This is a genomic window from Microcystis sp. M144S2, from assembly GCF_020246065.1.
In the GTDB taxonomy this organism is placed as follows: domain Bacteria; phylum Cyanobacteriota; class Cyanobacteriia; order Cyanobacteriales; family Microcystaceae; genus Microcystis; species Microcystis ichthyoblabe_A.
In genome coordinates this window covers 1-13477 of the sequence record NZ_JADBTR010000049.1, presented here as the reverse complement: position 1 = coordinate 13477, position 13477 = coordinate 1, and the positions used below count along the sequence as shown (strand labels likewise).

Genomic DNA, 13477 nt, shown 5'->3' with positions numbered 1-13477 from the left:
CCACTTTAATCGATCGCCCGTCGGGAAATTTGCCAACTTAAAAAAATTACCGGAATTAATCCCACTAGGACAATGGCCAGGGCTGGTGCCGCCGCTTCCACCAAACGTTCATCACTGGCGTATTGATAAACGCGCACCGCTAGGGTATCAAAATTAAAAGGTCTTAACACCAAAGTAGCCGGTAATTCCTTCATCACATCGACAAAAACTAACATAGCCGCCGTCAATAATCCCCCCGACAAAAGAGGAATATGCACTTTAATTAAAGTGGCACCAGTGCCATAGCCAAGGCTGCGGGAAGCATCATCTAAACTAGGTTTAATTTTACTTAAACTCGATTCTAATGTGGAAAAAGCTACGGCTAAAAACCGGACAATATAGGCAAAAATTAGACAGAAAATTGTGCCGCTCAGAATTAAATTGATATTTAATACTTGGTTGAAAAAGTTATCTAATTTACCTAGAGGAATTAAAACCCCCACTGCGATAACAATGCCGGGGATAGCATAACCAGCCGCCGCAATCCGCACAGAACCTTTAAGAGTTTTATTCGGATTAAGTCTTTCCCCGTAGGCGAGAATTAAAGCTAAAACTACCGCAATAATTGCGCTTAAACTAGCCAGAAAAAAACTGTTTCCCGATAGACTAAGAAAGTCGTTGTTAAAAGTTTCTTGGGCATGATTAAAGGCTAAATAGGCCAGATAGAAAGCGGGGGCAATAAACCCAAGAAATACTGGCAAAAAACAGGATATAATTGCCAAAAAACTGCGAACAAATCCTAGTTCGTACTTAGTCGGTGACTGGAAACGATTGGTCATTTCATAGTAACGAGCTTGACGACGGGAGGATTGTTCAAGGAAAACTAAAACGAGGATAAATACCATTAAAACTGTGGATAACTGCCCCGCTGCTATGCGATCGCCCATACCGAACCAAGTATTATAAATCCCCGTGGTAAAAGCATTAATTCCGAAATACTGCACCGTACCAAAATCGTTCAGAGTTTCCATTAAAGCTAGGGCTAATCCCGCCATAATTGCCGGTCTTGTTAGGGGTAAAGCGACAGTAAAAAAACTACGCCAAGGATTACATCCCAGGGAGCGACTTGCCTCCACTGTGCAGACAGATTGTTCTAAAAAACCGACCCTTGCTAACAGATAAACGTAGGGATAAAGCACCAGTATTAACATCAGAATCCCCCCCCAGAGAGAACGGATATTAGGAAACCAATAATCTTCGACACTATTCCAACCGAAAACACTTCTTAAGAACGTTTGCACCGGACCAAAATAGTCCATCATATTGGTATAAGTATAGGCCAAGAGATAGGCAGGAGCGGCAAGGGGTAGTAATAATAACCATTGAAATTGTTGACGACCGGGAAATTGACACATCGTTGTTAACCAAGCGGTCCCTACACCGATGATTAAAACGCCGCTGCCCACCCCGCACATTAACCAAAAAGAATTAACTAGATAATCCCAGAGAACAGTTTCGAGCAGATGTTGCCAGACTTGACTGGAATTAGTTAATAAACTACTGGCCACCGATAAAATCGGCAGGGAAACAAGCAGGGCAATTAGTAAAACCGCAATTGTCCATCCCTGTCTAAAAAAAGAGCGAGATTCTTTCAGCAAAAACATTTTTAATAAAATTGTTAAAGCAATTTTTAGAGAACTAGGAGATGATCTACAGCAGTCCTAGGTCATTGGCTCCTAAAAATTAGGATTTCTGTAACAGTTTGCGGTAGTCAAACACGCGAATGAGAGTCCCTTTTTTGGGTAAATCGGCGGCACGAATCCGTAATTTATTGTCCCCGATTAAACGGATATTTTTATCTTTGACTAACTTGAGAAACTCATCTACAGAGACCAATTCACAGGCATTTTTATCGGCGGCACTGGTGAAGTATTGCGTCGGGACAGCAATTCGCGGTTGTAAAACTTCGATCGCCTGTTTTGCTTCTTGGGGATTATAATTTTTTGGACCACCTCCCACGGGAATAAAAGCTAAATCCGGCGAACCTAGGAGAATTCTTTGTTCTAATTCAATTGGGGCTGCTGCCCCCCCTAAATGGACAATACTAATCCCTGCTTGGGTCCAACGCCAGGCCACATTCATGCCGAAACGTTGCCCCCCCATGCGATCATGGGCAATACTAATGCCCTGGAATTTTAATTTACCCAGATCATAGGCCCCCGGCTCAAACAAAATTTTCGGATTACCTGGTAAACCCTCGGCGGCCCCTTCATCCCAGAGTTGACTACTAATTAAAACGATATCTGCTTCTACTTTTGGCAAAGGAAAACCCGCCGTACAACCGATCGCCCGGAAGGGATTAACGAGGACTCTTTGCCCTCCTCCGGTGAATAAAAAGCAACTATGACCCAACCATTGAACTAAGAGGGAATTATCGGGTTTTTGGGGGGAAGTGGGGTTAGTGGGTTTCGGTTTAGTTTCCGCTAAAACTGAGCTTACTGCCACGGTTAAGAAACTTGCCCCCGCCGATAAGATAAAATCTCGCCTTTTCATAAATGTAGATGCAGAATTAATCAAGTTAGGGTTAATTTCAGGGGTTGGGGATTAGTAAACACTAGAGGGATCGGAGAAAGTTTCTTAAAAGTTCCTTGCCAGCAGTGGTTAAAATACTTTCGGGATGGAATTGTACTCCTTGAATGTGGGGGTAATCCCGATGACGGACTCCCATGACCGTGCCATCTTCCACCCAGGCCGTGATCTCTAAATTATCCGGCATGGTGGAGCGATCGATCACTAAACTATGGTAACGGGTGGCAGTAAAAGGATTTTCTAACCCTTGAAATACCCCTTCACTGTTGTGATAGATTGGGGAAGTTTTGCCGTGCATCAAGACCGGGGCCGAGACCACATCCCCTCCGAATACCTGACCGATACTTTGATGACCGAGACAGACCCCCAAAATCGGCAAATGGGGGCCAAATTTAGCGATTAATTCCAGAGATATGCCCGCATCGACCGGACGACCAGGACCGGGGGAAATGACAATCCCATCCGGCCGCATTTGTTCGATTGTGGCCAAGTCTATTTTATCATTACGATAGACCTCGATCGGCACAGCGATCGGGAACTCGGAGGCTAATTCTCCCAAATACTGGACTAAATTGTAGGTAAAACTATCATAGTTATCGATGACGATTATCAAGAGTCTCTCTCCTTTCCCTAGCCTCGCTCAGTATTTTCATTCTACACCTCTGCTGTCTCGATCGAGATAGCCGGAGTGTAGGGGGTAGGCTATTTTTGAGCAGTCAGCTAGAATCTGCCCGGAATTACTAATTACAGCCTAAACTATCTCTGGTGGCCACTCCTGTGACGGGATTAATGCCATCGGCCCGTTCACACATTAACTTAACCTGATAGTTATCAATTATCGCGTTAGTGAAATCGGCCCCGGTAATAATTGTGTCATAAAAACGGCTGCGAGTAGCGATCGCATCGGTAAAAATAGTATTAGTTAAATCGGCAAAATCGAGGGTAACTCTATCTACCAAAGATGCGGTTAAATCAGCTCCTTTTAAGTTAGCTTTTAAGAGGACAGCCTCGGTGAGAATGCTATAGGATAAATCGGCCCCTTCTAGGTTAACTCCCCGCATCGCGGCAGCGGCGAAAACTCCTCCGCGTAAATCCTGATGGGAAAAATCCCGATCTTGCAGCTGGGCAAAACTATAGTTAATCGTTTTATCTTGGGCTAAAGCTGCCGGACGGGCTGCGAAAAGTAGCCAAAGAATCGCCAGCAAAATAATTAAAACCAGACTGAAAAAATTTTTCAACATTGTTACTGTTGAGCGTCGAGAAACTGGGCCACATCATCACCCACCCGAATGGTTAGGTCTGAGTCTAAAGCACCAGTGGAGGATGATTCTACTTTACCGATTCCCAATTGATTTTTCAAGACGTTAGCCGACTGAACATCACCTTTTTGGGCAATAATTGCCGTGGTTTCTAGCTTTTGGGAGGAGTCATCGCTAATATAAACATTTGTGTAGCCCCGTTTGGCCAGATAATTACGAGTACGACGGGCTAAACCTTTGGTATGGGTGGCATTTTGAATGGCAATCCGCAGACTATAAACGGAGGTTTCTCCCCCCCCATAGTTATCGGTAAAATTGTTAGCCACAATGGTTCTGATTTCGCGACGGTTCAAAATCCAATAACTGCGACCATCGTATTCCTCAAGGCTATTAAACCGGCCGGGGAGTAGGATCATTCTTAGGTCATCCTGTTTAATTTCCCGGCCAAAATTAGCGATAGCCAGCATTTCCTCGACGCTTAAATTCGTATCGATATATTGTTGTAAAACCTGTACTGCTTTCGGGAGACTGGGGAGAATTGTCGGACTAAAAATCTTTTGTTGTAGTGCTTTTAATAAAATTTGTTGTCTTTGTACGCGACCAATATCGCCGTATTGCGGGTTACGAAAACGGGCAAATTGTTCTGCTTGGTCGCCGTTGAGATTTTGCCAACCCTCTTGTAAATCAATTTCTAATTTTTGGGTGACATCTTTATGATACATTCGTTCGGGTACATAAACCTCTACACCCCCGACTAAATCGACTAATTCCTTAAAGGCATCGGTAGTCACCCGCACATAGCGATCGATGGTAATATCCCCTAAAGTATTACTGACCACTTCCGCCGCTAGAGTCGGTCCACCGTGAACGTTAGCATCGTTGATTTTAGTGAAACCGTGGCCGGGGATTCTGACGCGGCTATCGCGAGGGATAGACAGCATTCTCACGGTTTTATCGCTAGGATCGAAGCGCACTAGGAGCATGGTATCGCTGCGACCTTTAAATACATCGTCGCTGTTTTTGGCATCTAAAACTCGATCGATGCCCATAACTAAAATATTAACAGGACGAGAAAGCTGCTGATTGATTAAGCTATTCCAAGCTTGGGCCTCAAGGATGTCTGTTTGGGTGGGAAAAGTCGTTTTTTGGAAGATAGCCCCAATTGGTGCGGGTAAGGGACTAATTAAAGCGACGGCAGCCCCGAGAGTAGCGGAAACTAGGGCGGTAAAACTGAGGGTCATTCCCCAAAATAAGCCCTTTTGCAGGGGAGATGCTTTTTTAAAACCGGACATGACTGAACTGACCACTGCGACGGTATTTTCTGAGTTTTGGCTGTATTCTTGCTTTTCAAACCGCCCGGAAACATTGGCCATGGACTAACCTCAACATCTGATTAAAAGCTTACTCTAGGAGGTGACTGCTGATACCTAGAATCTATCTCTAGCCCAAAAGTTCCAGATATTGGCCACCCCCCTCTCGCCGGCTATTGTAACATATTGTTAAGGAACTGGCTATCCTAGACCTGTTGTAAAAATTAAAAATTGTTGTTAGGGTTAGGGATCAGTAGCCAGTAGCCAGTAGTCAGGAGAGTTAAGATAGAAGATATATTTTGCCTTCGATCCCCCCTTAATCCCCCCTTGATAAGGGGGGTATCTGACAATTTTTAACACCTACCTACTTAATAGTCAATTAAATGCTCTATTCACAGATTTTATGCCATTTAATCCTTATTTTTGCCGTTTTTGAACCCTGAAAAGTTAATTAGGCAAGAGGTTTAATAATTTTTGAGGGATTCGGTTCGGTTATAGATTATCTCTGTGGCCAAGAATTAAGAGAGGTGGAAACTTGAAGATGACAGAACTAAGGTTACTCTCCTTATTTATTTTATCATTAAATCCTCAATTTTATCCCTTAGCTTTTGGCTAGTTGGGCATTTGTTTCTGTCAATATAATTCTGATCTATTTTTTATGAAAATCATCTCCCTTCCCCCATCATCCACCCAGGAATATCTCTGTATAAGAGACTTAAATCTCTACAATTCTCCCAGTTGTCAAGAGTTAGCTACCCAAGCACAACAGGGAAGAAAATTAAAATTTATTTCCCTAGAAATTACCGAAAAAGGGCTACAAATTCAGCTAAGGGAAGATAATTATTTAGCTTGGTTATGCGGAGAAGATTTAGATGCAATTGCGGTGGCCACCACAGCTTATCAAAAAATTCCTGTAACTCGTTCGGACATAGAAAAACACATTCCTGATATTATCACTTTTACTCAGGAAGCAAGGAACCGTACCAATCATTATCTCTGGGGTGGAACCCTTGCACCTAATTACGATTGTTCAGGATTAATCCAGGCCGCTTTTGCCAGCTTTGGCATTTGGTTGCCGAGGGATTCCTATCAACAGCAGGCTTTTTGTCAAAAAATAAACCGAGAGGAATTACTCCCAGGAGATTTAATTTTTTTTGGTGATAAAAGAGTTAATCATGTGGCTTTATATCTAGGGAATAATCAATATATCCACAGTTCAGGCAAAGAAACAGGTAACAATGGTATCGCTATAAATCTACTTACTGATGATCAGGATAGCATCAGTCGTCATTATTATCAAAAATTATGGAGTTTCGGTCGAGTTATGCACAATTAATCAGTTATCAGTGGTAATTATGAATTATGAATTATGAATTATGAAGTGGGAAGAATAGATAAAAATAATCTCCTGACTCCTAACTCCTGACTCCTAACTCCTGTCTCCTGTCTCCTCACTCTCCCCCATAGATAATCATGTCAGAAAACATCTCCCTAAGCGGTCTATCAATTCGTCGTCACATAGGAGTATTGACGTTAACTATAGCAGTTATCATCATCGGTCTTTTTTTTCTAAATCGTTTACAAGTAGATTTGCTTCCTTCTATCACTTATCCCCGCATTAGTTTAAGGATGAATGTCCCTGGAGTGTCCCCAGAAGTTATTCTCGAAGAAGTAACTAAACCCCTGGAAGAAGGAATGAGTGCCACCGAGGGAGTAGTGCAAGTTTATTCAGAAACTCGCGAGGGAAGGATGCGAGTAGATTTATTTTTTCAACCGGGGGGAGATTTAAATGTTGCCTTAAATGAAGCTACCGAAAGTTTTAATCGTGTCCGACAAAATTTACCAGATATTATTGAGGAACCGCGCTTAAATAAATTTGAACCATCTCGTTTACCCGTCTATGAATTCGCTCTCGTTTCTGATACCCTACCCCTAAAAGATTTAAGATTATTTGCCGATGAAGAATTAGGGAGAGAATTAGGATTTGTGGAAGGAGTGGCAGTGGTGGACGTGATTGGGGGAGTTAGAGAAGAAATTCAAGTTAATATTGACCTGCAGCGATTACAATTTTTAGGAGTGGGATTAAATCAGGTTTTAGACACCCTAAAAAGACGCAATCAGGACATCTCTGGGGGCCGACTACAGGGAGAAACCGGGGAACCTTTAACCCGTGCGGTGGGGAAATTTAAAAACGTAGCGGATATTCAAGATTTAGCACTGACCGATAGTAATAATCCCGAAGAAAAAATCTATCTGCGGGATGTGGCCAGAGTTATCGATGGGACAGAAGAACAAAGAATTTTTGTCACCCTAAATGGAAAAAATGCCGTCAGGGTTAGCGTCCAAAAACAACCGAATGCGAACACGATTGCTGTGGTAGAAGGGGTCAAAAAACGCATTACAGAATTAAAAAAATCCGGGTTAATGACCGGGGGAATACAAGTCGTCACCACTACCGATGAGTCTGTATTTATCCAAAACGCGGTTAATAACGTGGTTTCGTCGGGACTAGCGGGGACAATTCTAGCAGGATTGACTGTATTCGTCTTTCTCGGTTCCCTACGACAGACTTTTATCATTACCCTAGCGATTCCTCTTTCTACCCTCGTCGCAATTATCTGTATGAAGTTATTCGGGTTATCGATAAATGTGTTTAGTTTGGGAGGATTGGCCCTAGGGGTGGGCATCGTGGTGGATAATTCCATTGTCATGCTGGAAAATATTGCCCTCAAAGTTAATCAAAACCAAAATAAGCGAGATTTTTTAGAAATTGCCCGGAATAGCAGCCAAGAGGTAGAATCTGCTTTAGTGGCCTCCACTGCGACTAATCTCGTTTCTATCCTGCCATTTTTATTACTGGGTGGTTTTATTTCCCTGCTGTTTAACGAGATTATCCTTACTATCAGTTTTGCTGTGGCTGCTTCTCTGCTGTGTGCGTTAACCGTTGTTCCCATGTTGGCCAGTCGTTTGTTAAATATGCGGGTTTCTAGTGGTATCCATCGGTTTTGGCTCTTAAAAGTCTTTAGTCAACGTATAGAAGGTTTAACCATCCTCTACGGTCGTTTTTTAGCTAAAATCCTCCACTACAGAATACCTGTTATCCTGCTGGCCTTTTTAATTTTAGGGGGAAGTAGTTTCTATCTCTGGCAATATATCCCCCAGGAAGTCTTTAGTCGTATTCAAACCGGACAGGTGAACGTTTTTGCTCAATTTCCCCCTGGTACCAATTTAAATACTAACCGTCAGGTGATGGGGGAAGTGGAAAAGATTTTATTATCACAGCCGGAAACTGAGTATGTTTTTACTACCAGTGGCGGTTCTCTTTTTGGCACAACTACCAATGAAAATATTTTGCGTGCTTCTAGTACGATTAGTCTCAAAAAAGGCACTAATACAGAAGCCTATATCGAACGCATGAGCAAAGCACTAGAGCAATTAAACCTCGTTAACGTGCGTTTGCGTCTCACCCCCGGTCAAGTGCGCGGTATTATTCTTAATAACTCTCCCTCCGTCGGTGCCGATGTGGATGTGATGTTACAGGGACGAGATGGGAAAACTCTAGAGCAAGCTGGTGAAGAAATCCTCGGTATTCTCGATGAAAAAGTACCTAGTGCGCGTTTTCGTGCCGATGCTGACCCCAGACAACCAGAAATTCAGATTAAACCCGATTGGACCCGCTTAAATAGTTTGGGATTGAGTACCCTGGAAGTGGGACAAACGCTACGGACCGCTATTCAAGGATCGATCCCCACCCAACTGCAACGGGGAGAAAGATTAATCGATATCCGAGTGCAATTAGACCCCAACTCGCGGCAAAAAATTAGTGACATATCACAAATACCTATTTTTGTCAATAGGCAAGAAGACTTAAAATTAGCAGATATAGCCCGGATTGAAGCGGGAAAAACCCCCGGGGTCATCCAGAGAATCAATCAGCGTCAAGTTTTTATTATTATCGGCAGTTTGGTCGAGGGAGCGAAATTAAGTGACGCACTCGCGGGGGTACAATCGGTTTTAAACGCTACTCCCTTACCCGATGGTGTCAGCATTTTACCCAGTGCTGCTGCCACGTCTAATCAAGAAATTCAGGGTTCTTTGGGTTTATTAGCGGGTTTATCGGTATTTTTAGTCTTTGTGGTCATGGCCGTGCAGTATAACTCGCTTATAGACCCTTTGGTGATTATGTTAACCGTTCCTTTGGCCCTAGCGGGGGGAATTTTTGGACTATATTTGACCAAAACCCCGATTAATGCCATTGTCATCGTCGGGGTGGTTTTATTGGTGGGGATTGTGGTTAATAATGCGATTATTATGGTGGAATTGGCGAATCAATTGCGGCAAGAATTCGGTTTTACTCGACTACAAGCTATTTTAAAGGCCGCTCCCCAACGTTTACGACCGATTTTAATGACTACCGTGACCACGGTTTTAGGTTTATTTCCCCTCGCTTTAGGATTAGGAGAGGGGGGAGAATTCCTGCAACCTTTAGGAATTGTCGTTTTTTCGGGTTTGTCTTTAGCAACTCTGTTAACTCTGTTTATTATTCCCTGTTTTTACGTTTTATTCTCTAGAAAATAATCCCCCTGCACAGTGGGAAGTGGGGAAGTGGGGAAGTGGGGAAGTGGGGTGTGGGGTGTGGGCTTCGGCCGTGAGCTCAGCGTTCGACCGAGCTCACGCCGAGGTCCGAACGGGTGTGGGGTGTGGGGTGTGGGGTGTAGGGTGTGGGGAGAATAAAGCTGACTCCCGACTCCTGACTCCTGACTCCCGACTCGGAGAATACTGTCTCCTAACCCAATGTTGGCTAAAGATAAGTAAAAATTATTGATTGATTACAAAAACTTGAGAATATTTAGGGTTTGCTGAATAATGGTAAAACCCTTTTAAAATGAGGTTTTTGACCTGTTAAAATCCGATGTTATACCAATTCTCCAAAGTCTGACTACAGAAGTTTAATCCCCCTAAATCCCCCTTAAAAAGGGTGACTTAAATTCGATGTGTAGTTTTCATTTAGAGAAATGGTATTAGTGCCAGAAAATCGGATTGGGACTCTCAAAAACCTTGCATTATCCTTCTTTTAGTACATAAACTGGTACAAAAAGAGAGGGCAACAAAGCCTGAAACGACCGACGACCGGCTCCTGACTCCTAACCCCACCAACAAACTTTTTGCCGCAAACCCTAGTTATTTCCCATGACAATGAGGAGGATCGATAACATTGGTAAAAATTGCCCAAAGTACCATGAGCGGCATCGGCAATAAACAGATTAGCCATTGATGACCGCTTAGGGTCGCCGTTGCAAACAGACTGTTCATCACCCCCCATTGACTAAATAAAATTTGTAGGGCAACAGCAGCCACAATCCCCAAAATTAGGATTGGTGCATTAGTAATCGAGGTTGACTGACCACGCAGGTAGTTAACTAGGCTCATCCCTAATTGGCTGATACTGAGCAGATAGATAACCCGTGCTGCCACAAGGGATTGAATTGCCATTGTGCGGGCAACGGCAATATCTCCTGTGGTCGATTTAGCCCACTCAAACATACCAAAAATCAGAATCCAGTTAAACAATGAAACAGCCAAAATTCGGCGCAATAGTTTTTTGGTGATCAAAGGTTCATTGGGATTGCGTGGTGGTGACTGCATAATGCCGGGGGATTTTGCTTCAAAGGCCAGGGGAACAGTCATCGTGACCGAGTTGATCATGTTCAACCAGAGTACTTGTAGGGAGAGGATGGGTAAATCTCGCGCTAGTAAAGTACTGATCAGAATGGTCATCGATTCGCCACCATTGACAGGCAAGAGAAAAGATATCGCTTTGCGTAAATTTTGATAAACGGTGCGTCCTTCTTCGACAGCGGCCTTGATCGAGGCAAAGTTATCATCAGTGAGGAGCATATCAGCCGATTCCCTGGCGACTTCCGTTCCCCCTTTCCCCATGGCAATGCCGATATCGGCCTGCTTGAGAGCCGGCGCATCATTGACACCATCGCCGGTCATCGCCACGATTTCCCCTTGAGACTGGAGTACTTCCACCAGTTGCAGTTTTTGGGTAGGGGCAACCCTGGCAAATACCGATCCATCGACCACCGCTTGGGCCAGTTGATGATTATCCATTTGCGCTAATTGTTTTCCCTCAAATGCTAAGACTTGTGCTGCCGTTTTAATGCCCATCCGTTCAGCGATCGCCCGTGCCGTGACAAGATGATCACCAGTAATCATCTTGACCCGAATCCCGGCAGTTTGACAGGCGTGAACGGCAGCGATCGCCTCTGGACGAGGCGGGTCAATCATGCCCTGTAATCCTAGAAACACCAAGCCTGTTTCGATATCCTCATGGTCGATAGAATGCTGATGGGTCGCTGCTGCTTTTTTGGCAAAGGCAAGCACCCGTAAACCCTGCTCTGCCATCGTTTCTACCGCTTGCTCGATCTGTTCGGCGTTCAGCGCGGTCATCTGACCATAGCGATCGATCATCTGGGAACAACGACGCATCAGGGACTCAACCGATCCCTTGACATAGATCAGGCGAGGTATCCCATCATGCAGGGTTGCCATGTATTGGTACTCAGATTCAAAGGGAATTGCATCCAATCGTGGGGTTAAAGACAATAGCCCCAATTGACTGAGACCTGCTTTGGCGGCGGCCGCAATCAGCGCCCCTTCCGTAGGATCCCCCACCACTGACCAATCTTCTCCCGTTTGTTTTAGCCCGGAGTCATTACAAAGCAAACCAGCTACCAGACAATCCCCCAGGGCCGGCGGCAATTCCTCTGCAAATGGGCTGCTGGGGTTGCCATCGGTGATCAGACTAATTTCGCCCTTGGGACTATAGCCACCACCACTAACGGCGTAATATTGCCCTTCAGTATAAATGGACTGTACAGTCATTTGATTTTCGGTCAGGGTTCCAGTTTTGTCGGAACAAATGACGGTCGCACTCCCCAATGCTTCCACTGCGGGCAGTTTACGAATAATCGCATGACGACGGGCCATGCGGTTGACCCCAATTGCCAAGGTAATCGTTACCACTGCCGGCAGCCCTTCTGGAATCGCACTCACTGCGAGGGCAACGGCAGCTTCAAACATATCGATCCAAGATTTCCCCCGTCCTAACCCGATGGCAAAGGTCAAGGTTGCTAGGGTCAAAATTGCGTAAAGTAGGGTGCGGCTAAATTGGGCAAATTTACGGGTCAGGGGGGTGCTAAGGCTGACTCGGCTTTCCATCGACTGGGAAATCTGCCCCACTTCGGTGGCGTTGGCCGTGGACACAACAATCCCTTTGCCCTGTCCAAAGGTAACGAAACTCCCTGCGTAGGCCATGTTTGTCCTTTCTGCTAGGGGCGTATCCCCGGGTAAGGGTTCGATCGCTTTTGACCCGGGCAAGGATTCCCCAGTCAAGGCAGACTCATCCACCTGCAAATTGCGGACTTTCAGCAGCCTCAAGTCCGCCGGTACTTTATCCCCCGATGCCAATAAAACGATATCTCCTGGCACCAAATCCTGAGATGGAATCCGCAGGGTTTGTCCCTCTCGCAACACCGTCGCTTCTGTGGTTACGGCTTTGGCCAAGGAAGCGATCGCACCTTCCGCCTTAGCTTCCTGCACATAGCCAATAATGGCATTGATCAGGGTAACTCCCCAAATCACCGAGGCATTCGTCCAAGACCCTAAAAATGCCTTAATAGTACCCGCAAGCAAGAGAATATAGAGTAGCGGCTGATGAAATTGCCCCAAAAATCTCAACCAAGCTGGTTTCCCCGGCTTAAATCGCAGTTCATTCGGGCCATATTTTTCGTAGCGACTGGCCACTTCTTCTGCTGATAAGCCCCCTGACCCATCGCTGCTCAAGTATTCAATCACCTCTGGTTGAGAAAGTTGATGATACAACGGCAACGATAATTGAACTGGCATCATGCTCGACCATATTTAGGGTTTGCGGCAAAAAGTTTTTCGTGGGGACAGGGTGTGGGGAAGTGGGGAAGTGGGGAAGCTGTCTCATCACCCTATCACCCCAAAACCCTATCACCCTATTTCCTGACGACCGACGACCGACGACCTTAAGCTCTCGTCTTATTTTGGTAATAGTCGCGGGTTCCCTTGGCATCTAGGGCTTCACCGAGACGATCAATAGCCTGGGCGTAGGCGGCGGTACGCAGAGATATATCGAACTCCTGGGCGAAAGACCAGACTTTTTCGGCTTCTGTCACCATTCTTTCTTTTAAGCGCTCATTTATCTCGTTTAATCGCCAATAAAGACCGCTGCGATTTTGCACCCATTCAAAATAACTCACCGTTACCCCACCGGCGTTAACCAAAATATCGGGGAAAACGAGAATT

General features: G+C 44.9%; 8 protein-coding genes and 1 pseudogene. 2 read left to right on the top strand and 7 right to left on the bottom strand.

Annotation, left to right across the window (positions count from 1 at the left end; all coding sequences use genetic code 11):
• Positions 1-5: 5 nt before the first annotated feature.
• The 5 genes from IM462_RS06545 to IM462_RS06525 all read right to left on the bottom strand — a co-directional run bounded on the left by IM462_RS06545 (position 6) and on the right by IM462_RS06525 (position 5200).
• Positions 6-1643, bottom strand: coding sequence for an ABC transporter permease (locus tag IM462_RS06545; protein WP_287703612.1), 1638 nt, complete (start codon positions 1641-1643; stop codon positions 6-8).
• A gap of 79 nt (positions 1644-1722) precedes the next feature.
• Entirely contained in the window at positions 1723-2532 is an 810-nt protein-coding gene (locus IM462_RS06540; protein WP_287703610.1) for an MBL fold metallo-hydrolase, read from the bottom strand.
• 61 nt (positions 2533-2593) lie between these two features.
• Entirely contained in the window at positions 2594-3181 is a 588-nt protein-coding gene (locus tag IM462_RS06535; RefSeq protein ID WP_024968460.1) for an anthranilate synthase component II, read from the bottom strand.
• A gap of 127 nt (positions 3182-3308) precedes the next feature.
• Complete coding sequence (locus IM462_RS06530; RefSeq protein ID WP_287703607.1) at positions 3309-3809, bottom strand: pentapeptide repeat-containing protein; 501 nt, start codon at positions 3807-3809, stop codon at positions 3309-3311.
• A gap of 2 nt (positions 3810-3811) precedes the next feature.
• Complete coding sequence (locus tag IM462_RS06525) at positions 3812-5200, bottom strand: LCP family protein (RefSeq protein WP_287703606.1); 1389 nt, start codon at positions 5198-5200, stop codon at positions 3812-3814.
• Positions 5201-5795: 595 nt separating this feature from the next.
• Between IM462_RS06525 and IM462_RS06520 the strand changes: the two genes are divergently transcribed.
• Both IM462_RS06520 and IM462_RS06515 read left to right on the top strand, forming a co-directional pair.
• A complete protein-coding gene (locus tag IM462_RS06520; RefSeq protein ID WP_287703604.1) occupies positions 5796-6473 on the top strand; it encodes a C40 family peptidase in 678 nt (225 codons plus the stop codon).
• Positions 6474-6610: 137 nt separating this feature from the next.
• Positions 6611-9715 (top strand): efflux RND transporter permease subunit, encoded by a 3105-nt coding sequence (locus tag IM462_RS06515; RefSeq protein ID WP_287703602.1) that lies wholly within the window; start codon positions 6611-6613, stop codon positions 9713-9715.
• A gap of 603 nt (positions 9716-10318) precedes the next feature.
• On the opposite strand, the gene IM462_RS06510 is transcribed toward IM462_RS06515, so the two are convergent.
• Together IM462_RS06510 and IM462_RS06505 are read right to left on the bottom strand one after the other, a co-directional pair.
• A complete protein-coding gene (locus IM462_RS06510; RefSeq protein WP_287703640.1) occupies positions 10319-13051 on the bottom strand; it encodes a cation-transporting P-type ATPase in 2733 nt (910 codons plus the stop codon).
• A 146-nt stretch (positions 13052-13197) separates the two neighbouring features.
• Positions 13198-13477: pseudogene (locus IM462_RS06505) on the bottom strand (glutamate dehydrogenase); the annotation flags it as partial.

Coding starts and splice junctions, on each gene's coding strand:
- IM462_RS06530 (WP_287703607.1), bottom strand. CDS start 3,809: ATGTTGAAAAATTTTTTCAGTCTGGTTTTAATTATTTTGCTGGCGATT.
- IM462_RS06525 (WP_287703606.1), bottom strand. CDS start 5,200: ATGGCCAATGTTTCCGGGCGGTTTGAAAAGCAAGAATACAGCCAAAAC.
- IM462_RS06510 (WP_287703640.1), bottom strand. CDS start 13,051: ATGCCAGTTCAATTATCGTTGCCGTTGTATCATCAACTTTCTCAACCA.
- IM462_RS06520 (WP_287703604.1), top strand. CDS start 5,796: ATGAAAATCATCTCCCTTCCCCCATCATCCACCCAGGAATATCTCTGT.
- IM462_RS06540 (WP_287703610.1), bottom strand. CDS start 2,532: ATGAAAAGGCGAGATTTTATCTTATCGGCGGGGGCAAGTTTCTTAACC.
- IM462_RS06545 (WP_287703612.1), bottom strand. CDS start 1,643: ATGTTTTTGCTGAAAGAATCTCGCTCTTTTTTTAGACAGGGATGGACA.
- IM462_RS06515 (WP_287703602.1), top strand. CDS start 6,611: ATGTCAGAAAACATCTCCCTAAGCGGTCTATCAATTCGTCGTCACATA.